General features: G+C 60.7%; 14 protein-coding genes and 1 other RNA gene. 11 read left to right on the forward strand and 4 right to left on the reverse strand.

The window, feature by feature from the left end:
- Positions 1-6: 6 nt before the first annotated feature.
- The 3 genes from xdhC to xdhA form a co-directional block, all read right to left on the reverse strand.
- Positions 7-852: a xanthine dehydrogenase accessory protein XdhC gene (gene xdhC, locus ACA057_RS09550; RefSeq protein ID WP_497347761.1), complete on the reverse strand. Its 846-nt coding sequence runs from the start codon at positions 850-852 to the stop codon at positions 7-9.
- A gap of 145 nt (positions 853-997) precedes the next feature.
- Positions 998-3,397, reverse strand: coding sequence for a xanthine dehydrogenase molybdopterin binding subunit (xdhB, locus tag ACA057_RS09555; protein WP_497347763.1), 2,400 nt, complete (start codon positions 3,395-3,397; stop codon positions 998-1,000).
- A complete protein-coding gene (xdhA, locus tag ACA057_RS09560; protein WP_497347765.1) occupies positions 3,390-4,844 on the reverse strand; it encodes a xanthine dehydrogenase small subunit in 1,455 nt (484 codons plus the stop codon). Before xdhA ends, xdhB begins: the two co-directional genes overlap by 8 nt.
- 266 nt (positions 4,845-5,110) lie before the next feature.
- Here xdhA and ACA057_RS09565 point away from each other — a divergent pair, with 266 nt between their 5' ends.
- The 7 genes from ACA057_RS09565 (at position 5,111) to ACA057_RS09595 (ending at position 16,532) form a co-directional block, all read left to right on the forward strand.
- Positions 5,111-5,770: a GntR family transcriptional regulator gene (locus ACA057_RS09565; protein ID WP_401353735.1), complete on the forward strand. Its 660-nt coding sequence runs from the start codon at positions 5,111-5,113 to the stop codon at positions 5,768-5,770.
- A gap of 2 nt (positions 5,771-5,772) precedes the next feature.
- Positions 5,773-9,261 carry a chromosome segregation protein SMC gene (smc, locus tag ACA057_RS09570; RefSeq protein ID WP_497347767.1) on the forward strand — a complete coding sequence of 1,163 codons (3,489 nt, stop codon included), beginning with the start codon at positions 5,773-5,775 and terminating at the stop codon, positions 9,259-9,261.
- A gap of 268 nt (positions 9,262-9,529) precedes the next feature.
- On the forward strand, positions 9,530-10,384 hold the full coding sequence (gene zipA / locus ACA057_RS09575; protein WP_497347769.1) for a cell division protein ZipA: 855 nt from the start codon (positions 9,530-9,532) through the stop codon (positions 10,382-10,384).
- Positions 10,385-10,520: 136 nt separating this feature from the next.
- Positions 10,521-12,878, forward strand: coding sequence for an NAD-dependent DNA ligase LigA (gene ligA / locus ACA057_RS09580; protein ID WP_497347771.1), 2,358 nt, complete (start codon positions 10,521-10,523; stop codon positions 12,876-12,878).
- Between the two features lie 172 nt (positions 12,879-13,050).
- Complete coding sequence (locus ACA057_RS09585; RefSeq protein ID WP_497347773.1) at positions 13,051-14,217, forward strand: zinc-binding metallopeptidase family protein; 1,167 nt, start codon at positions 13,051-13,053, stop codon at positions 14,215-14,217.
- 264 nt (positions 14,218-14,481) lie between these two features.
- Positions 14,482-14,578, forward strand: an RNA gene (gene ffs / locus ACA057_RS09590) — signal recognition particle sRNA small type.
- Positions 14,579-14,831: 253 nt separating this feature from the next.
- Positions 14,832-16,532, forward strand: coding sequence for a putative bifunctional diguanylate cyclase/phosphodiesterase (locus ACA057_RS09595; RefSeq protein ID WP_497347775.1), 1,701 nt, complete (start codon positions 14,832-14,834; stop codon positions 16,530-16,532).
- Positions 16,533-16,562: 30 nt separating this feature from the next.
- Here the strand turns inward: ACA057_RS09595 and ACA057_RS09600 are convergent, their stop codons facing one another.
- On the reverse strand, positions 16,563-17,309 hold the full coding sequence (locus tag ACA057_RS09600; protein WP_497347777.1) for a substrate-binding periplasmic protein: 747 nt from the start codon (positions 17,307-17,309) through the stop codon (positions 16,563-16,565).
- Between the two features lie 144 nt (positions 17,310-17,453).
- Between ACA057_RS09600 and dnaX the strand changes: the two genes are divergently transcribed.
- The 4 genes from dnaX to recR all read left to right on the forward strand — a co-directional run bounded on the left by dnaX (position 17,454) and on the right by recR (position 21,911).
- A complete protein-coding gene (dnaX, locus tag ACA057_RS09605; RefSeq protein ID WP_497347779.1) occupies positions 17,454-19,526 on the forward strand; it encodes a DNA polymerase III subunit gamma/tau in 2,073 nt (690 codons plus the stop codon).
- A 67-nt stretch (positions 19,527-19,593) separates the two neighbouring features.
- On the forward strand, positions 19,594-19,932 hold the full coding sequence (locus tag ACA057_RS09610; RefSeq protein ID WP_008028561.1) for a YbaB/EbfC family nucleoid-associated protein: 339 nt from the start codon (positions 19,594-19,596) through the stop codon (positions 19,930-19,932).
- A gap of 263 nt (positions 19,933-20,195) precedes the next feature.
- On the forward strand, positions 20,196-21,230 hold the full coding sequence (gene curA, locus ACA057_RS09615; RefSeq protein ID WP_497347781.1) for an NADPH-dependent curcumin/dihydrocurcumin reductase: 1,035 nt from the start codon (positions 20,196-20,198) through the stop codon (positions 21,228-21,230).
- A gap of 78 nt (positions 21,231-21,308) precedes the next feature.
- A complete protein-coding gene (gene recR / locus ACA057_RS09620) occupies positions 21,309-21,911 on the forward strand; it encodes a recombination mediator RecR (protein ID WP_223434374.1) in 603 nt (200 codons plus the stop codon).
- Positions 21,912-22,062: the final 151 nt, after the last annotated feature.

Genomic DNA, 22,062 nt, shown 5'->3' on the forward strand with positions numbered 1-22,062 from the left:
GAGTTCTCAAATAGTCGCTTGGCTGCGGCGAGAAGCAGGCAGCAGTTTGGCAATCGATGATCCGGCGTTGGCAGTTTGCTGGCCGAAATTCGCGTTATAGGTGGCGATGATTTCGCCAGCGATGGAGATGGCTATTTCCACAGGCAACTTGCCTTTGACTTCGCCGATGCCCATCGGGCAGCGCATGCGTTGCAGCACGGTGCCGTCGAAACCACGATCACGCAGGCGGTGTTCGAACTTCACCCGTTTGGTCTTCGAACCGATCAGGCCGAAGTAGGTGAAGTCGTTGCGCTTGAGGATCGCGGCGCTGAGTTCGAGGTCGAGTTGGTGGTTGTGGGTCATGACGATGCAGTAGCTGCCGGCGGGCAGGTCATCGATCTCATCCACCGGTTCTTCGCTGACGATTTTGCGCACGCCATAGGGAATCTGTTCCGGGAACTCCGCGTCCCGTGAGTCGATCCAGCGCACCCGGCAGGGCAGGCTGGCGAGCAGCGGCACCAACGCGCGACCGACATGGCCGGCGCCGAACACGGCGATGTGCGCCTGGACCTGGCCCATCGGTTCGAACAGCAGCACGGTCACGCCACCGCAGCATTGGCCCAGGCTGGCGCCAAGGCTGAAGCGCTCCAGGTGCGTGCTCTGTTTGCCGCTGGCGAGCATTTCGCGGCCGATCTGCATGGCTTTGTATTCCAGATGCCCGCCACCGATGGTGTCGAAGGCCTGGGTGGCGCTGATGACCATCTTCGAACCGGCGTTGCGCGGCGTCGAGCCGAGCTCTTCGATGATGGTCACCAACACGCAGGGTTCACCCTGGGATTGCAGGTCGGCGAGGGCGTCTATCCAGTTGTACATGTTTTCACCTCGACAGCTTTGTTGTCTGTTCGGGCCCCATCGCTAGCAGGCTAGCTCCCACAGTGTTTTGTGGTGTCCACAGAATCCGGATTCAACACAAATCCTGTGGGAGCTAGCCTGCTAGCGATTGGCCGCACGCCGGTCCTTAAAGCGAAGCCAGCTCCGGCTCAGCCTCGACAGCCTTCGCCACCTTCAATTGGCGCATCTGCTCACAGCCCCACAACACCCGCTCCGGCGTCGCCGGCGCGTCGATGTTCGGTTGATGCCGGTAGTCGCCCAGACTCGCCACGGCGTCCTTGATCGCACACCACGCCGCGATGCCGAGCATGAACGGCGGCTCACCCACCGCTTTGGAATGGAACACCGTGTCTTCCGGGTTTTTGCGGTTTTCCACCAGCTTCACCCGCAGGTCCAGTGGCATGTCGGCCACCGCCGGAATCTTGTAGCTGGCCGGGCCGTTGGTCATCAGCTTGCCTTTGTTGTTCCACACCAGTTCTTCCATGGTCAGCCAACCCATGCCCTGGATGAAACCGCCCTCGACCTGACCGATGTCGATGGCCGGGTTCAGCGAGGCGCCGACGTCATGCAGGATGTCGGTACGGAGCATTTTGTACTCGCCGGTCAGGGTGTCGATGATCACCTCGCAGCAGGCTGCACCAAAGGCGTAGTAGTAGAACGGACGGCCCCGCGCCTGGCTGCGGTCGTAGAAGATTTTCGGGGTCTTGTAGAACCCGGTGCTCGACAGCGACACCTGGGCGAAATACGCCTGCTGGATCAACGCTTCGAAGGTCAGGATGTGGTCGCGAACGCGCACGTGGCCGTTATGGAATTCGACGTCTTCTTCGCTGACTTTGTAGTGCCGCGCCGCGAATTCCACCAGGCGTTTCTTGATGATTTCTGCGGCGTTCTGCGCGGCTTTACCGTTCAGGTCGGCGCCACTGGACGCCGCCGTCGGCGAGGTGTTCGGGACCTTGTCGGTGTTGGTCGCGGTGATCTGCACGCGGTCCATTTCCACCTGGAACACTTCGGCCACGACCTGCGCGACTTTGGTATTCAGGCCCTGGCCCATTTCGGTGCCGCCGTGGTTCAAGTGGATGCTGCCGTCGGTGTAGACATGCACTAGCGCACCGGCCTGGTTGAGGAAACTGGCGGTGAAGGAAATACCGAATTTCACCGGCGTCAGCGCCAGGCCTTTTTTCAGCACAGGGCTGTTGGCGTTGTAGCGACGGATCGCTTCGCGACGCTCGGCGTACTGGCTGCTTTCTTCCAGTTCGGCGGTCATTTCTTCGAGCATGTTGTGCTCGACGGTCTGGTAGTAATGGGTGACGTTGCGCTCGGTCTTGCCGTAGTAGTTGGCCTTGCGCACCGCCAGCGGATCGAGGGCCAGATGGCGGGCGATGGCGTCCATCACTTCTTCGATGGCGACCATCCCTTGCGGGCCGCCGAAGCCACGGTAAGCGGTGTTCGACGCGGTGTTGGTCTTGCAGCGATGACCGTTGATGGTCGCGTCACCCAGGTAGTAGGAGTTGTCGGCGTGGAACATCGCACGGTCGACAATCGACGCCGACAAGTCCGGCGAGCAACCGCAGTTACCGGCCAGTTCCAGGGCGATGCCGTGCAGGCGACCGGTGCTGTCGAAGCCGACGTCGTACTCGACGTAGAACGGGTGACGCTTGCCGGTCATCAGCATGTCTTCGACGCGCGGCAGGCGCATCTTGGTCGGTTGGCCGGTGAGGTGCGCGATCACTGCGCACAGGCACGCCGGGCTCGCGGCCTGGGTTTCCTTGCCACCGAAACCACCGCCCATGCGGCGCATGTCGACGACGATTTTGTTCATCGATACGTCCAGCACTTCGGCGACCAGTTTCTGCACTTCAGTCGGGTTTTGCGTGGAGCAGTAAACGATCATGCCGCCGTCTTCGGTCGGCATCACCGAAGAGATCTGGGTTTCGAGGTAGAAGTGTTCCTGGCCGCCGATGTGCAGCGTGCCTTGAATGCGATGTTCCGCGGTGGCCAACGCAGTGGCTGAATCGCCGCGTTGATGCGTATGACTGTCGAGCACAAAATGGCGTTTGCGCAGGGCATCGACCACGTCCAGAACCGGTTCGAGATCTTCGTATTCGATGATCGCGGCCATCGCCGCTTTACGCGCGGTTTCCAAATCCTTGGCGGCGACCGCGAGCACTACTTGACCGACGAATTGCACATCATCAATGGCCAGCAGCGGATCACCCGGCAGCAACGGGCCGATGTCTTTCAGGCCCGGCACGTCTTTGTGCGTGATGGCGATGCGCACGCCATCGAAGGCGTAGCACGGCTGGGTGTCGATGCTGATGATTTTCGCGTGGGCGCGGTCCGACAGGCGTGCATAAACGTGCAGCTGATTGGGGAATTCCAGCCGGTCATCGATGTACTGCGCTTCACCGGACACATGCTTGGCGGCGCTGTCGTGCTTGACGCTGCGGCCGACACCGGTGGTCAGGTCCTTGGCGAACAGTTCAGCCAGTTCGGCCTGGGTCTTCTCTACGGCGTGATGATTAGACATAAGCGGTCACCCGAGTCTCGATGTGCGGTGTTTGCAGTTCGATGAAGTATTTACGCAGCAGGTTTTGCGCGCTGAGCAGGCGATATTCCTTGCTGGCGCGGAAGTCCGAGAGCGGCGTGAAATCTTCTGCCAGTGCGGCGCAGGCGCGTTCGACGGTAGCGTGGTTGAACGGCGCGCCGAGCAGGGCGGTTTCGCAGTTTTTTGCGCGTTTCGGGATGGCCGCCATGCCGCCGAAGGCGACCCGGGCATCAGCGATCACGCCGTTGTCGATGCGCAGGTTGAACGCGGCGCAGACCGCGGAAATGTCATCGTCCAGACGCTTGGACACCTTATAGGCACGGAACAGTTGTTCGGCGCTGGCACGCGGCACGATGATCTTCTCGATGAACTCGCTTTCCTGGCGCGCGGTGACCCGGTAATCAATAAAGTAATCTTCCAGGGCCATAGTGCGGCGAGTCTCGCCCTTGCACAGGACGATTTGCGCGCCCAAGGCAATCAGCAGCGGTGGCGAGTCGCCAATCGGCGAGGCGTTGCCGATGTTGCCGCCGAGGGTGCCCTGGTTGCGGATCTGCAAGGACGCGAAGCGTTGCAGCAATTCGCCGAAGTCCGGGTACTCGGTTTTCAGTGCTTCGTAGCAATCGGAGAGGGCGGTCGCGGCGCCGATTTCCAGGCGATCATCAAAGCGTTCGATGCGCTTCATTTCAGCGACGTTGCCGACGTAGATCATCACCGGCAGGGTGCGGTGGAACTGGGTGACTTCCAGCGCCAGATCGGTGCCGCCGGCCAGCAGCCGGGCCTGTGGATAAGCGTCGTAGAGGTCAGCCAGATCGGCCACGGTCAGCGGCACCAGGCAGCGCTTGTCGCCGCTGTTGAGCTCACCGATATCGGTGGGTGCGATGGCTTTCAGGCGGGCGATGGTGTCGGCTTCACGGGCATCGAACTGGTCCGGTTGCTTGCCGCAGCAAGACTGCTCGGCGGCTTCCAGGATCGGCCGATAGCCGGTGCAACGGCAGAGGTTGCCGGCCAGCGCTTCGTGGGCTTTGTGCGAGTCCGGTTGATCGCTGTTCTTTTGCAGGGCAAACAGCGACATGACGAAGCCCGGCGTGCAGAAGCCGCATTGCGAGCCGTGGCACTCGACCATGGCTTTTTGCACGCTGTGCAGTTGGCCCTGATGCTTGAGGTCTTCGACGCTGATCAATTGTTTGCCGTGCAGCGACGAAACGAACGTCAGGCACGAGTTGAGGCTGCGATAGCGAATGTGTTCGCGGCCATCGTCGTCCGTTTGCAGCTCGCCGACCACCACGGTGCAGGCGCCACAGTCGCCGCTGGCGCAGCCTTCTTTGGTGCCGGGCTTGCCCACATGGTCGCGCAGGTAATTGAGCACGGTCAGGTTGGGGTCCAGGGCGTGCTCGCTACGGAGTTCCTGGTTAAGTAAAAACTGGATCACGGAAGGCCTCGCAGACTCATTATTGTTGTTAACCGACTTGAACCGAATTTATCAGGTCTGACTTTCCGGTCAATGATTTTCTGACTTAAAGGTCAGGAAATAGCATTTTGTCGATCAACGACTCGTTCCTTCATTATTGACCCTCTCGGGATAGCCTGCTTTTTGCTTGAATCGTGCCAAAAACCGCCGAGTGGGCACTCCGCCCTGGCGTATCAATTGCGCTACACTGCGCCGCTTGTGCAGATCGAAGAGTTTGAAGGACAACCATGACGTTCAAGGCGCCGGACAGCCTCGCCGAGCAAATCGCTCACCACCTCGCCGAACGTATCATTCGCGGCGAAATGAAGCCGGGAGAGCGCATCCAGGAACAGAAGGTCACGCTGGCCCTCAATGTCAGTCGCGGTTCGGTCCGCGAGGCCTTGCTGATTCTCGAGCGCCGCCACCTGATCGCGATCCTGCCGCGACGGGGCGCCCACGTGACCGAACTCACCGCGCACAAGGTGCAGAGCCTGTGCACGTTGATGAGCGAGCTCTATATCTTGCTCGGCAACGCCGTGGCCACGGGCTGGCAAGTCCAGGCCGACCTGGCGCCGTTCGTGCAGATCCAGCAGCGCCTCACCGCCAGCTATGAACGCCAGGACATCCGTACGTTCGTCGACGACAGCTTCAGTGTGATGCGCGCCGCGTACCCGTTCGCCAACAACCCGTACTTGCAGGAAACCGTCGAGAACCTGCAACCGGCCATGAGCCGCGCGTACTTCCTCGCCCTGGAACAGCGCAAGGCCTCGATGAGCGAGTTCCTGGAGTTGTTCGAACGCCTGCTCGCCGCCGTGATCGCCCGTGACTTTCCGCAGATCCGCGAAGTGCTGACGGCGTATGCCCAGCGCAGCAGCGATCTGGTGGTTTCCGCCCTGACGGACGCTTAAGCGTGCGGCTCAAGTGCATCAAGCTGGCGGGGTTCAAATCCTTCGTCGACCCGACCACGGTGAACTTCCCCAGTAACATGGCGGCCGTGGTCGGGCCCAACGGCTGCGGCAAGTCGAACATTATCGACGCCGTACGTTGGGTGATGGGCGAGAGTTCGGCGAAGAACTTGCGTGGCGAGTCGATGACCGACGTCATCTTCAACGGCTCCACCAGCCGCAAACCGGTGAGCCAGGCGAGCATCGAGCTGGTGTTCGATAACTCCGACGGCACGCTGGTTGGCGAATACGCCGCTTATGCGGAAATTTCCATTCGCCGCAAAGTGACCCGCGACAGCCAGAACAGCTACTTCCTCAACGGCACCAAATGCCGCCGTCGAGACATCACCGACATCTTTCTCGGCACCGGCCTGGGCCCGCGCAGCTACTCGATCATCGAGCAGGGGATGATCTCCAAGCTGATCGAAGCCAAGCCCGAAGACCTGCGCAACTTCATCGAAGAAGCGGCGGGCATCTCCAAGTACAAGGAGCGCCGGCGCGAGACCGAAAACCGCATTCGCCGCACCCACGAAAACCTCGCCCGCCTGACCGACCTGCGCGAAGAGCTGGAGCGTCAGCTCGAACGCTTGCACCGCCAGGCCGAAGCCGCGAAAAAGTATCAGGAATACAAGGGCGAAGAGCGCCAGCTCAAAGCCCAACTGTCTGCCCTGCGCTGGCAGGCGTTGAACGAGCAGGTCGGCCAGCGTGAAGCGATCATCGGCAATCAGGAAATCACCTTTGAAGCGCTGGTGGCCGAGCAACGCAATGCCGATGCGAGCATCGAACGCTTTCGTGACGGGCACCACGACCTGTCCGAGCGCTTCAATCTGGTGCAGGCACGCTTCTATTCGGTCGGCGGCGACATCGCCCGGGTCGAGCAAAGCATCCAGCACGGTCAGCAGCGGTTGCGTCAGTTGCAGGATGATTTGAAGGAAGCCGAGCGCGCACGCCTGGAAACCGAGTCGCACCTGGGCCACGACCGTACGTTGCTGCTGACCCTCGGCGAAGAGCTGGACATGCTCACGCCGGAACAGGAAGTCACCAGCGCCGCCGCCGAAGAAGCGGCCGCCGCGCTGGAAGAATCCGAAACCACCATGCATGCCTGGCAGGAGCAGTGGGACACGTTCAACCTGACCGCCGCTGAGCCGCGTCGCCAATCCGAAGTGCAGCAATCGCGGATCCAGCAGCTGGAAACCAGCATGGAACGTTTGGCTGATCGGCAGAAGCGTCTTGGCGAAGAACGCGCGCTGCTGTCGGCGGACCCGGAAGACGCGGCGATCATGGAGCTCAACGAGCAACTGGCCGCGTCCGAGGCCACCCTCGAAGACTTGCAGGCCAGCGAAGAAGCGCAGGTCGAGCGCCTTGAGCAACTGCGTCAGGAATTGCAGCAGGCGCTGCAAAACCAGCAGCAAGCGCAGGGCGATTTGCAGCGGCTCAACGGTCGACTGGCCTCGTTGGAAGCCTTGCAGCAAGCGGCGCTCGATCCCAGCACCGGCACCGCCGAATGGCTGCGTGAGCAGAATCTGGCCGATCGCCCGCGTCTGGCCGAAGGCCTGAAGGTAGAAGCCGGTTGGGAACTGGCGGTGGAAACCGTGCTCGGCGCCGACCTGCAAGCGGTGCTGGTGGACGACTTCGGCGAGTTCGATCTGGCCGGGTTTGCCCAGGGCGATCTTCGCTTGCTCAGCCCGGCCAGCGATGGCGTACGCGTGCCCGGCAGCTTGCTCGACAAGGTCGAGGCGCAGATTGATCTGTCGCCGTGGCTGGGCCAGGTCAAACCGGTAGACAGTCTCGAACAGGCCTTGGCATTACGCGCTCAGTTGAGTGTCGGCCAAAGCCTGATCAGCCGCGACGGTTACTGGGTTGGTCGACACTTTCTGCGCGTGCGCCGGGCCAGTGAAGCGGAAAGCGGTGTGCTCGCCCGTGGTCAGGAAATCCAGCGTCTGGGCCTGGAACGCGAAGAGCGCGAAGCCACGGTCGAAACCCTGGAAACCAAACTTCAAACGCTCAGGGCGCAGCAGCGTCAGCAGGAAAACGGTCGCGAACATTTGCGCCGTCTGCTGCAAGACGAAGCGCGTCAGCAGGGTGAGCTGAAAGCCCAGTTGTCCGCTGGCAAAGCCAAGGCTGAGCAACTGACCTTGCGGCGTACCCGGCTGGACGAAGAGCTCGCCGAATTGGCTGAGCAGCGTGCGCTGGAGCACGAAAACATTGGTGAGGCGCGCCTGCAATTGCAGGAAGCCCTCGACAGCATGGCGCTCGACACCGAGCAGCGCGAGTTGCTGCTGGCCCAGCGCGACAGCCTGCGCGAACGTCTTGATCGCGTGCGTCAGGAAGCTCGTCAGCACAAGGATCACGCTCATCAGTTGGCGGTTCGCTTGGGTTCGCTCAAGGCGCAACATGACTCGACGCGTCAGGCGCTGGAGCGTCTGGAAATGCAGTCCGAGCGCCTGACCGAGAAGCGCGAACAGCTCAGCCTCAATCTGGAGGAGGGCGAGGCACCGCTGGAAGAGCTGCGCCTGAAACTTGAAGAATTGCTCGACAAGCGCATGACCGTTGACGAAGAACTCAGGACCGCGCAGATCGCCCTGGAAGACGCTGACCGCGAATTGCGCGACGCTGAAAAACGTCGCAGCCAGGCCGAGCAGCAATCGCAATTGATTCGCGGCCAGCTCGAAACCCAGCGCATGGAATGGCAAGCCCTGAACGTGCGTCGCAAGACCTTGCAGGATCAGTTGCTCGAGGACGGCTACGACCTCCACGGCGTACTGGCGACCCTGACCACCGAGGCCAACGAGAAAGAGGCCGAGGAAGAACTTGAACGCATCGCGGCGCGTATCCAGCGTCTCGGTGCGATCAACCTGGCGGCCATCGACGAATACCAGCAACAATCCGAGCGTAAACGTTATCTGGATGCGCAGAACGACGATTTGGTGGAAGCGCTGGATACCCTCGAGAACGTGATTCGCAAGATCGACAAGGAAACCCGAAACCGCTTCAAAGATACCTTTGATCAGATCAATGCCGGAATTCAGGCACTTTTCCCAAAAGTTTTCGGTGGAGGCAGCGCGTATTTGGAACTGACGGGCGAAGATCTACTCGATACAGGGGTAACAATCATGGCGCGGCCGCCAGGAAAGAAGAACAGCACCATCCATTTGCTCTCCGGTGGCGAAAAAGCCCTGACCGCATTGGCCCTGGTTTTTGCCATCTTCAAGTTGAATCCGGCGCCGTTCTGCATGCTCGATGAAGTTGACGCACCTTTGGATGACGCTAACGTTGGACGCTACGCACGGCTGGTAAAAGAGATGTCGCAGACGGTGCAGTTCATCTATATCACCCACAACAAGATCGCCATGGAAATGGCTGATCAGCTGATGGGGGTGACGATGCACGAACCGGGTTGCTCGCGACTGGTAGCCGTCGATGTCGAGGAGGCGATGGCAATGGTGGACGCCTGAGTCCTGGCCTTGTAGGACAATGTGCGAGAGGAATTCGTGAGCAGTCAGGTGAATTATCGGCTGCTACTTGCTGGCCAATCGACATATTCGCTCAAGCCATTGTGACAGACGGTGTAAAGTTACCTTTGGTCGTGCTAGTTTAATGTCAATTTTTCGTATACGTGGGCAAAACGCCTGTCAGAACATAGAGTTGGCGCCACGTTTTAAAGCGGTTTGCGAGTTGTAAACCCCTTATTTTTCAGCATTTTTTATAGAGGCACGGGATTACATGGAAATCGGTCTGCGCGAGTGGCTGATCGTCATCGGCATTATTGTCATTGCCGGTATTCTTTTCGATGGCTGGCGTCGCATGCGCGGCGGCAAGGGAAAACTTAAATTCCGTCTTGACCGAAGTTTGTCCAATTTGCCGGACGAGGACACCAGCGCCGAGCTGTTGGGCCCGCCCCGCGTCCTGGACACCCACAAAGAACCGCAACTGGACGAGCACGATCTGCCGTCGGTGAGCATGCCTGCCCGTGAACCCCGTGAGTCGGGTTCCAAGCGCGGCAAGCGTGGCCACAGCGAGCCTTCTCAGGGCGACATGAACCTCAGCCTGGACCTGGACGGCGGCCCAAGCTTCAGCAGCCGAGACGACGACTTCCCGGATGACACCAAGGCCGCACCTTCGGTCAGCGACAAGGAACAGCCGCAAGCCGAAGAAGTGCTGGTGATCAGCGTGATCTGCCGTGACGCCGCCGGTTTCAAAGGCCCGGCGCTGTTGCAGAATATTCTGGAAAGCGGCCTGCGCTTTGGCGAGATGGACATCTTCCACCGTCACGAAAGCATGGCCGGTAATGGCGAAGTCCTGTTCTCCATGGCCAATGCGGTCAAGCCGGGCGTCTTCGATCTGGACGACATCGACCATTTCAGCACGCCGGCGGTGAGTTTCTTCCTCGGCCTGCCAGGCCCGCGTCATCCGAAGCAAGCTTTCGACGTGATGGTGGCTGCGGCGCGTAAATTGTCCCAGGAGCTCAACGGCGAACTGAAGGACGACCAGCGCAGTGTGCTGACTGCCCAGACCATTGAGCATTACCGTCAGCGCATCGTTGAATTCGAACGTCGCGCCCTGACCCAGAAACGTTGATCCGTAGGCGCCAGGCTTGCCGGCGAAGGCGTATGTAAGATCGCCTTCGCCGGCAAGCCTGGCTCCTACAATGATTTGTACAGCTTTAACAGATTGAGCAGCCTCGGCTGCTCTTTTGCTTTATGAGAGAACACCCATGACCGCCGCCAAAAATCGCATTCTAGAGCTGCGCGCTGAGCTGGATCAGCACAACTATCGCTACCACGTGCTGGACGAACCGAGCATTCCGGACGCCGAATACGATCGGTTGTTCCACGAGCTCAAGGCCCTCGAAGTGGCCAATCCCGAACTGATCACCAGCGACTCGCCGACCCAGCGCGTCGGCAGCGCGGCGCTGTCGGCGTTCACCCAGGTGCGCCACGAAGTGCCGATGCTCAGCCTCGGCAACGCCTTCGAAGAAACCGACATGCGCGAATTCGATCGTCGGGTGACTGAAGGTCTGGACCTGCCGGCTGGCGATCTGTTTGGCGGCGGCGCGGCGGTGGAATACAGCTGTGAACCGAAGCTCGACGGCCTGGCGGTCAGCCTGCTGTACCAGGACGGCGTATTGGTGCGCGGCGCGACACGCGGCGACGGCACCACCGGCGAAGACATCAGCGTCAACGTGCGCACCGTGCGCAACATTCCGCTCAAGCTGCACGGCAGCGGTTGGCCGGCGACGCTTGAAGTGCGCGGCGAAGTGTTCATGTCCAAGGCCGGTTTCGAACGGCTCAACGCCACGCAACTGGAAGTCGGCGGCAAGACCTTCGCCAACCCGCGCAACGCGGCGGCGGGCAGCTTGCGCCAACTCGATTCGAAGATCACCGCCAACCGTCCGCTGGAGTTCTGCTGCTACGGCATCGGCCAGATTTCGGCGGACATTGCCGACACGCACATTGGCAATCTCAAGCAATTGCAGGCCTGGGGCATGCCGATCAGCCACGAGCTGAAGCTGGCTCATGGCATCGATGAGTGCCTGGATTACTACCGCGACATCGGTGAGCGCCGCAATACGCTGTCCTATGAAATCGACGGCGTGGTGTTCAAGGTCAACAGCATCGCGTCCCAGCGTGAACTGGGCTTCCGCGCGCGCGAACCGCGCTGGGCGATCGCGCACAAATTCCCGGCCATGGAAGAACTCACCGAATTGCTCGACGTGGAATTTCAGGTCGGTCGCACCGGTGCCGTGACGCCAGTGGCACGCTTGAAACCGGTCAAGGTGGCCGGCGTCACCGTGGCCAACGCGACGTTGCACAACATGGACGAAGTGGCGCGCCTGGGCTTGATGATCGGCGACACCGTGATCATCCGCCGCGCTGGCGATGTGATTCCGCAAGTGGTGCAAGTGGTTACCGAGCGTCGCCCGGATAACGCGCGGCCGGTGCAGATTCCGGAAAAGTGCCCGGTCTGTGGCTCGCATGTCGAGCGCACGCAACTGGTCAAGCGCAGCAAGGGGCGCGAGACCGTCAGTGAAGGCGCGGTGTATCGCTGCGTCGGTCGACTGGCCTGTGGTGCGCAACTCAAGCAGGCGATCATTCACTTCGTCTCGCGCCGGGCCATGGATATCGAAGGGCTGGGCGACAAGAGCGTCGAGCAACTGGTCGACGAAGGCCTGGTGAGTTCGCCGGCCGATTTGTATGCGCTGAAGTTCGAGGACATTGTCGATCTGGAGGGGTTTGCCGAACTGTCGAGCAAAAAATTGCTCAGCGCCATTGAAGACAGCAAGAAGCCAAGCCTCGCGCGGTTCATCTACGCCCTCGGGATTCCCGATGTCGGCGAAGAGACGGCCAAGGTGCTGGCGCGCTCTCTCGGCTCGCTGGAGCGGGTTCAGCAGGCGTTGCCGCAAGTGCTCACGTACTTGCCGGACGTCGGCCTGGAAGTGGCTCACGAGATTCACAGTTTCTTTGAAGATGCACATAACCAGCAGGTGATTGCCGATCTGCTCAGGCACGGCCTGCAAATTCAGGATCAAGGTGGATTGGGCGCCGAGTTTGCCGCCAGCACCACGCTGGGCGGTTTCCTCGACAAGCTGCACATCCCGTCGGTCGGGCCGGGCGGGGCGCAGAAGCTGGCTGACAAGTTCGGTTCGCTGGAAGGGGTTTTCAGTGCGGACTGGCTGGACATGCGTCAAGCGTTGCCAGAGAAGCAGGCCACCTCGGTTCGCGAGTTTTTTGCGGTCGCCGAGAATCGCCAGATTGCCGAAGCCGCGGAAAAGCAGTTGCGTGATTTCGGCATGCATTGGCAGAGCGAGAAAAAAGTCGTCGAAGGCTTGCCGCTGGCCGGGCAGACCTGGGTGCTGACCGGTTCGCTCGAATTGATGAGTCGCGACGTGGCCAAGGACAAGCTCGAAAGCCTCGGCGCCAAGGTGGCGGGTTCGGTCTCGGCCAAGACCCACTGCGTGGTCGCCGGGCCGGGTGCTGGTTCCAAGTTGACCAAGGCCAATGAACTGGGGCTGAAGGTTCTGGATGAAGAGGCATTTGTCGGGTTTTTGAGTCAGCACGGTATTACCGTGTGATGCCATTCGCTGGCAGGCCAGCTCCCACATTTGACCGCGTTCTTTCGGCAGAACCGTTTTAAATGTGGGAGCGAGCCTGCTCGCGATAGCGATATTCGCCATCGCGCAAAAAGCGGGAACGATCATGGCACAGGAATGATCTAGTCTTGGCAAGCCCCAGGGAGAGATCGCCATGTACCGCTTCTTCGAACAGCTCAGCTCGCGCATCGCCGCGCCCTTCATGGGCGAGAGTTCGCGCAACAGCAAGGTCTGGCATTGTCGCTGCGGACAGTCGCTGTTCTTCCGCAACAGCCAGTGCCTGGCCTGTTCGGCGGCGCTGGGCTATCAAGCGGAACAGAGCCGCCTGTCTTCATTGCAGCCGGGGCCGCAGGCGGACACCTGGTTGCTCGACGCCGAGCCCGAGGCTGGCGTGTTCCGCCGCTGCGCCAACCTCGATTCGCCGGCAGCCTGCAATTGGTTGCTGCCCGCCAATGACCACGCTGCGCTGTGCATCGCCTGTAGCCTGAATCGCACCATCCCCGACCTGTCGATAGAGGAAAACCCTGACCGCTGGCGCAAGGTCGAAACGGCCAAGCGGCGCCTGGTTGCACAGTTGGTCAGCCTGGGTTTGCAGGTGACGCCCAAAACCGTGGACGAAGAGACGGGCCTGGCGTTCGATTTCATCGGCGTCGACCTCGAAGGGAAGCCGCCGATCACCGGGCATGCCAACGGCCTGATCACCCTCGACATCAAAGAAGCCGACGATGCCCATCGCGAACAGGTCCGGGTGCAAATGCACGAGCCTTATCGCACGCTGCTCGGGCATTTTCGGCACGAAGTCGGGCATTACTATTGGGACCGGCTGATCGCCAACAGCCATTGGCTCGAACCGTTTCGCGGCCTGTTCGGCGACGAACGTGCGAGCTACGCCGATTCCCTTGAGCGCCATTACCAGCAAGGTGCGCCGCTCGACTGGCAGCAACATTACGTCAGCGCCTACGCCACCATGCACCCGTGGGAGGATTGGGCCGAAACCTGGGCTCATTACCTGCACATGATGGACGCGGTGGACACGGCGTTGGGGTTTGGCATGAGTGCCCGGGAAATGGACTTCGACTACCAGCCTTTTCCGTCCAGCACCCTTTACGACCCGCAACACCCCGGCGGCGCGGCGTTCCTGTCGTTCGTCAATGCGTGGATCGAGTTGGCCGGCATGCTCAATGAACTGTCGCGCAGCATGGGCCAACCGGATTTCTACCCGTTCGTCCTGCCGCCCGCGGTGATCGCCAAATTGCACTTCATCCACCTGGTGATCCAGCAAGAGGGCGGCAAGGCCGATGACGTGGTGCAAGACCTGTAGCAGCTGCCGAAGGCTGCGTTCGGCTGCGCAGCAGTCGTGAAATCAGGCAGTGCGGCTTTTTCAGATAGACCGCGTTTAGCAGATTGACGACTGCTGCGCAGCCGAACGCAGGCTTCGCCAGCTGCTACGGACGGCGGTGTTTGCGGGATTGTGCATGTCCTTGAAGAAGCTCATGTTTTTTAATCCGCCCGAACGGTTGTAACTTCGTCTCAGATAGGTACAATGGCGCGGCTCGCCGTCAGGTGAGCGTCGTTATGGTGACCCCATCGGTCCCCCCGCAACGATTACCCGTGAACCTGGTCAGATCCGGAAGGAAGCAGCCACAGCGGGAACATTGTGTGCCGGGGTGTGGCTGGTGGGGTTGCCTCCATAACGCACCGCGAGACGCTCTCGCGTTATCTGCCAAATTCACATTCTTGTTGCTCTGCCAAGGGTCTTGCCCAGGGCGGTGTTTTGTCGTTTCCGATTTTTACAACGGTACGTAAATCGCAGGCTTCAGATGTTCGGTTGAGACGGATCAACCGAAGCCGTCAACTTTGCGGTAGCATTCGCGCGTTGGATCCAAGTTTTAAATGTTCATCGGTACCACCGCTAGTGACAGCGAGCTTTGACTCATGGATGAGAAATACCGCAGGGCTGTGGATGCCGCAGCGATTTTTTCCGAGACCGACCCGACGGGTCGGATCACCTACGTCAACGATCAATTCTGCGCCGTGTCCGGTTACCACCGTGACGAACTGCTCGGGCAGAACCATCGTCTCCTCAATTCCGGCCTGCACTCGGCTGATTTCTTCGCCGACATGTGGCGCTCTATCGCCCTGGGTAACATCTGGAAGGGCGAAATCTGTAATCGCGCCAAGGATGGCAGCCTGTATTGGGTCGACAGCACCATGGTGCCGGTGCTTGATGAGGACACGGGACAGGTCGACCGTTACCTGTCGATTCGTTTCGATGTCAGCGAAAAGCGCCAGTTGCTGCACTCCCTGCAATGGCGGGTTGGGCATGACGTGCTGACTGGCTTGCCGAATCGCGCGTTCCTCTCGGATCTGCTGGATCAGGCCCTGGAGTTTTCCCGGCAGGAAAAAATCCCGATGGCGGTGTGCATGCTCGACCTCGACGGTTTCAAGGCCGTGAACGATGGTTATGGGCATGCCAGCGGTGATCTGTTGCTGGTAGAAGTGGCCAAGCGCTTGCGCGACATATTGCGCGGCGAAGATGTGGTGGCACGGCTGGCCGGTGACGAGTTCGTACTGGTCCTGCGTTATGTGCATGACCTGACGGAATTGCGTGCAGCGTTGAACCGGGTGCTCGGGGCGATCTCGGCGCCGTACTCGCTGCATGGCAAGCCCATCAATGTGTTTGCCAGTATCGGCGTGACGTTGTTCCCCGACGATAACGAAGATGCCGAAATGCTCTTGCGTCACGCGGATCAGGCCATGTACGTGGCCAAGCAGAACGGGCGCAATCGTTTTCATGTGTTCGACGTGACCCGGGATCAGGAGGTCAAGGCCACTCACCAGACGGTTGAGCGAGTGCGTCAGGCGCTGGTCATGGGCGAACTGCGTTTGCATTTTCAGCCCAAGGTGAACATGCGCAGTGGCGAGGTCGTCGGTTTCGAAGCGTTGTTGCGCTGGGAACATCCGGAAAACGGCATCGTGTCTGCCCGGGAGTTTTTGCCGCCGGTCGAAGAGACCGACTTGATCATCGATATCGGTGAATGGGTGATGGATCAGGTCCTGTCGCAATTGCTCCGGTGGCAACAGGCGGGGAAGCACTGGCCGGTGAGCATCAACATCGCGGCGCGGCATTTTCAGCGCGCCGATTTCGTCGAACGGCTCAGCCAGGTACTCGCCCGTCATACCCAGGTCGCGCCGCAGATGCTTGATCTGGAAATCGTCGAGTCGGTGGCCGTCGAGAACATTCAGCATGTCAGCGTCTGTTTGCAGGCCTGTCAGGCGCTGGGGGTACAGTTTTCGCTGGGGGACTTTGGCACCGGTTATTCGTCCCTGAGCCACCTCAAGCGCTTGCGAACCGAAACCATCAAAATCGATAAGTCCTTTGTCCGCGACATTCTGAATGATCGCGACGACCTGGCCCTGACCACCGCCGTGATTGGCCTGGCTCACGCGTTTGGGCGGCAGGTGATCGCCGAAGGGCTGGAAAGTCTCGAGCACGGTCAATTGCTGCTGCGCCTGGGGTGCGACGTTGCCCAAGGCTATTTCATCGCCAGGCCGATGCCACCCGCCGAAGTGCCGGGCTGGGTCGAAAGGTTTGTCGCGCCAGCGCAATGGCAGGTGTTCGATCAAACCGGCTGACACCGTCCATGTAGCAGCCTTCGGCAGCTGCTACAGCGTTGCGGGGCTGCCGATGTAGAGGCGGATAATGTCATCGATCTCCCCGGACATCTTCATTCGCAGCAAGGTGCGCAGGATGCGCTGCACCGGCACCTTGGGATCGTTGCGCACGTAGCAACCGACGTTTTGTTCCTGCAACACGGCCACGCCTTGCAGTTGTCGGTCGGGCAACAGGCGCTGGTTGAACCAATCCAGGGTCCATTGGTTACTGACTGCGTAGTGATAGCGTCCGGCCTGGAGTTTTTCCAGCACCTGCTCCTGATTGCGCGCGTCTTCGCGACGTAGCCGGTCGGCGTCGAACAGCGGTTGCAGCGTCGGGTAGCTGTAGCCAAGCACCGTGCCGATGGATTGTGGCGGCAGGTTAGCCGCAACCACGGCAGTCAACGGGGATTTGCGGCTGATCAATATGTCGGGCTGAGTCCACAGTGGAGTGCTCCAGATGTAATCGCCAGACTGATTCGGCAGCCAGGATTGTGCGGCATAGCAGCGGATATCGACCTCGCCGTGTTCCATGGCGTTTTGCACCCGTGCCCGAGGCAGTACGTGAAATTCGGCCGGGACGCCGACCTGGGTCGCCAGGCTGACCATCACGTCGTACAGGATGCCCTGGATCGGCTTGCCACGTTCCAGCTGCACCATCGGCATCGCCCAGCTGTCAGGCACCACGAAGCGTAACGGCGCTTCAGCGGCCGTGACGTTCAGGCTGATCAACAGCAATGCCCCCAAGGCCAGCCGCATAAATGCTCCGGTACTGATAAACCCCGAGCCGATAAAAGCCCCCAAGCGACCATCTTAGCCAGATTAGACGAGCGCACCGGATGCAATTTTGGCGGTGCTCCGATAGCATTAGCCGCTTCTGTTCCTTAGTTGCGACGGTTTTCGATGAGTTATCAGGTTCTTGCACGTAAATGGCGTCCGCGCTCGTTCCGCGAAATGGTCGGCCAGACCCATGTGCTCAAGGCTCTGATCAATGCCTTGGACAGCCAGCGGCTGCACCACGCCTATCTGTTTACCGGCACCCGCGGGGTCGGCAAGACCACCATCGCGCGGATTATCGCCAAATGCCTGAACTGTGAAACAGGTATCACTTCGACGCCGTGCGGCGAGTGCTCGGTGTGCCGCGAAATCGATGAAGGCCGCTTCGTCGACCTGATCGAGATCGACGCCGCGAGCCGGACCAAGGTCGAAGACACCCGCGAGCTGCTCGACAACGTGCAGTACGCCCCGAGCCGCGGGCGCTTCAAGGTCTACCTGATCGACGAAGTGCACATGCTCTCCAGCCATTCCTTCAATGCGCTGCTGAAAACCCTCGAAGAGCCGCCGCCCTACGTCAAGTTCATCCTGGCCACGACTGATCCGCAGAAACTTCCTGCAACGATTCTTTCGCGCTGCCTGCAGTTCTCCCTGAAGAACATGACCCCGGAGCGGGTGGTCGAGCATTTGACCCACGTGCTGAGTGTCGAGAACGTGCCGTTCGAAGACGATGCGCTGTGGCTGCTGGGCCGCGCCGCCGATGGTTCGATGCGCGACGCCATGAGCCTGACCGACCAGGCGATCGCCTTCGGTGAAGGCAAGGTCATGGCCGCCGATGTGCGGGCGATGCTCGGGACGCTCGATCACGGCCAGGTCTACGACGTTCTGCATGCGCTGATCGAAGGCGACGCCAAGGCATTGCTCGAAGCCGTGCGCCATCTGTCGGAACAAGGCCCGGACTGGAACGGCGTGCTCTCGGAAATTCTCAACGTGCTGCACCGCGTTGCCATCGCTCAGGCCTTGCCTGAAGGCGTCGACAACGGCCATGGCGACCGTGATCGGGTGCTGGCACTGGCCCAGGCCTTGCCGGCCGAAGATGTGCAGTTCTATTACCAGATGGGCCTGATCGGGCGTCGCGACTTGCCGCTGGCGCCGGATCCCCGTGGTGGCTTCGAAATGGTCCTGCTGCGCATGCTCGCGTTCAGGCCGGCGGACACGGCGGATGCCCCGAGTCAGCCGCTAAAGACAGTGGGGATCAGCCAGGCCACAGTTGATTCCGCAAACTCCGTGGCTGCCGAGCGCGTTGTCGCGCCGGTAGTCGCTGCGGCAGTTGCACCCGTTGCTCCCGTTGTCACCGCGCCGGTGGTTGCTCCAGTGCCTGAGCCGGTTGCGCCCGTCGTCGTGCCTGAGCCCGTCGTTGAGCCCGTAGCGATCGAAGCCGTTGTCGATTTGCCCTGGAATGACCCGGTAGAACCCGAAGTCATCCAGCAGCCCGCCGTCGAGCCGGTGCTGGAAACCTCCGGCGAGCAACCCGACTTGCCGCCGATGCCGTTGCCGACACCCGACAGCGTGGTCCCGGACGCACCGGAATGGGCCGCCGCACCGATCCCGGAACCCTCCGTGGCCGACGTCGATGCCGCCACGCCGGGCATAGAGCCGGACGACGAGCCGCCGCTGGATGAGGACTACATCGAACCGGACATGGATTCGGCCTACAGTTACCTTGACGAACTGGCGAGCGAGCACACCGCGGAGCCTGCGGCTGAACCCGAGCCTGAACCGGCGGCCATGCCGGCCACCGGTCTGGCCCTGCAATGGCTGGAACTGTTCCCGAAACTGCCGATCTCCGGCATGACCGGCAGCATCGCCGCCAACTGCACGCTGATCGCCGTCGATGGCGACAACTGGCTGTTGCACCTGGATCCGGCGCACAGCGCATTGTTCAACGCGACCCAGCAACGTCGCCTCAACGATGCGCTGAACCAGTATCACGGGCGTACGCTGAGCCTGAGCATGGAGTTGATCAAGCCCGAGCAGGAAACCCCGGCCCAGGCCGCTTCCCGCCGGCGTGTCGACCGTCAGCGCGAGGCCGAGGAATCGATCCATGGTGATCCGTTCATCCAGCAAATGATGCAGCAGTTCGGTGCGGTGATCCGTAACGATACTATTGAACCTGTCGACGCTCTGGTCAGTCAGGGCTAATAACTGAAGGCGTTCGGCCGACAGGGCCGGGCGCTGTTTTTATCCAAGTACGTTTGAGGTGATTACCATGATGAAAGGTGGCATGGCCGGCCTGATGAAGCAGGCGCAGCAGATGCAGGAAAAAATGGCCAAGATGCAGGAAGAGCTGGCCAACGCCGAAGTCACCGGTAAGGCCGGTGGCGATATGGTCACCGTGGTGATGACCGGTCGTCACGACGTCAAGCGCGTGACCATCGACCCAAGCCTGGTAGAAGGCCTGAGCGAAGACGACAAAGAAATGCTCGAAGCGGTATTCGCCGCCGCCGTCAACGATGCCGTGCGCAAGATCGAAGCCAACAGCCAGGACAAAATGTCCGGGATGACCGCTGGCATGCAATTGCCACCGGGCATGAAACTACCATTCTGATTCGCTAAAGCGCGTCGGATGGGCTACAAAAAAATGCCAGGCATCGCGCCTGGCATTTTTGTATCCGCCTGTTGGATAGGTGGTGCCTGTCAGGCCGCCCTTCGCGAGCAAGCCCGCTCCCACATTGGAACTCGGTCGAATGTGGGAGCGGGCTTGCTCGCGAAGAAGTCGACGCGGTCTCGGACAGAAACATCGAACGCGTTACCCCCACAACGGTCTGCTCCCCTATACCGCCCAATTCATCGATCAAAGGAGACGCTCACATGCCACAAGCATTGACCCTCAACCAACGTATCGTCCTGGTGTCCCGCCCGGTAGGCGCGCCGACCCCGGAGAATTTTCGCCTGGAGCGGATCGCGCTGCCGGACCTGGCCGACGGTGAGGTGTTGCTCAAGACCCTTTACCTGTCGCTGGATCCCTACATGCGCGGGCGCATGAGTGACGCGCCGTCCTACGCAGCGCCGGTAGAAATCGGCGAGGTAATGACCGGTGGGGCGGTCAGCCGGGTTGAGCGCTCGCTGAATCCGAAATTCCACGAAGGCGATCTGGTGGTCGGTGCCACCGGTTGGCAGAGCCACAGTGTCAGTGACGGTCGCGCGCTCATTCCGATCCCGTCGGGTTTGCCGAGCCCTTCGATGGCGCTGGGCGTGCTGGGGATGCCCGGCATGACCGCCTACATGGGCCTGATGGACATCGGCCAGCCGAAACCCGGCGAAACCCTGGTGGTTGCCGCCGCGTCCGGCGCGGTGGGTTCTGTGGTCGGCCAAGTGGCGAAGATCAAGGGACTGCGCGTGGTGGGTGTCGCCGGTGGCGCCGACAAGTGCCGTTATGTGGTCGAAGAGCTGGGCTTCGATGCCTGTATCGACCACAAGAGCCCCAACTTCGCTGATGAACTGGCGCAGGCCTGCTCCCAGGGCATCGATATTTATTACGAAAACGTTGGCGGCAAGGTCTTTGACGCGGTGCTGCCGTTGCTCAATCCCAAGGCACGGATTCCGCTATGTGGCCTGATTGCTTCGTACAATGCCAGCGAAGCACCGACCGGGCCGGATCGCCTGCCGCAATTGCAGCGCACGTTGCTGACCAAGCGCGTACGCATCCAGGGTTTCATCGTGTTCGACGATTATGGTGACCGTCAGCCAGAGTTTGTCAGTGCGATGGCGCCGTGGGTGCGCGATGGCAAGGTGAAATTCCGCGAAGACGTGGTCGATGGCCTGGAAAATGCGCCCGAGGCGTTCATTGGTCTGCTGGAAGGACGCAACTTCGGCAAACTGGTGGTGCGGGTCGCGCAGGACTGAGTAATTAACGCTGCAATTTGACGCTAAACAGAGGCGCGGGTATAAACCGCGTCTCGTTGTTTTGTCGGACTTTTCCCCATGAGCTTCAGCCCTTTGATTCGCCAACTGATCGACGCCCTGCGAATTTTGCCAGGCGTGGGTCAGAAAACTGCCCAACGCATGGCGTTGCAGTTGCTCGAACGTGATCGCAGTGGTGGCTCGCGCCTGGCACTGGCGCTGAGCCAGGCCATGGAAGGGGTCGGCCACTGCCGCTTGTGCCGCACGCTGACCGAAGACGATCTGTGCCCGCAATGCGCCGACAACCGTCGCGACGACACCTTGCTGTGCGTGGTGGAAGGTCCGATGGACGTTTACGCGGTGGAGCAGACCGGTTTCCGTGGTCGCTACTTCGTGCTCAAGGGCCATCTGTCACCGCTCGACGGCCTCGGGCCGGAAGCCATCGGCATTCCGCAGCTGCTGGCGCGGATTGAAGAGGCGGGTACGTTCACTGAAGTCATCCTGGCCACCAACCCGACCGTGGAAGGTGAGGCGACGGCGCATTACATCGCGCAGTTGCTCAGCAATAAAGGCTTGATCGCCTCGCGTATCGCCCATGGCGTGCCGTTGGGCGGTGAGCTGGAGTTGGTGGATGGCGGGACGTTGGCGCATTCGTTTGCCGGGCGTAAGCCGATCGCTTTGTAAGGGTGGTGTTTGGTCTAACGCCATCGCTAGCAGGCTAGCTCCCACATTGGATGAATGGTGTTCACAAATCCCCTGTGGGAGCTAGCCTGCTAGCGATGGACGCGCCTCGGTTTATCTGATTCACACAATTCTGTTGAAAACCAAGCAAGCG

This window comes from Pseudomonas sp. LBUM1661, assembly GCF_059695925.1.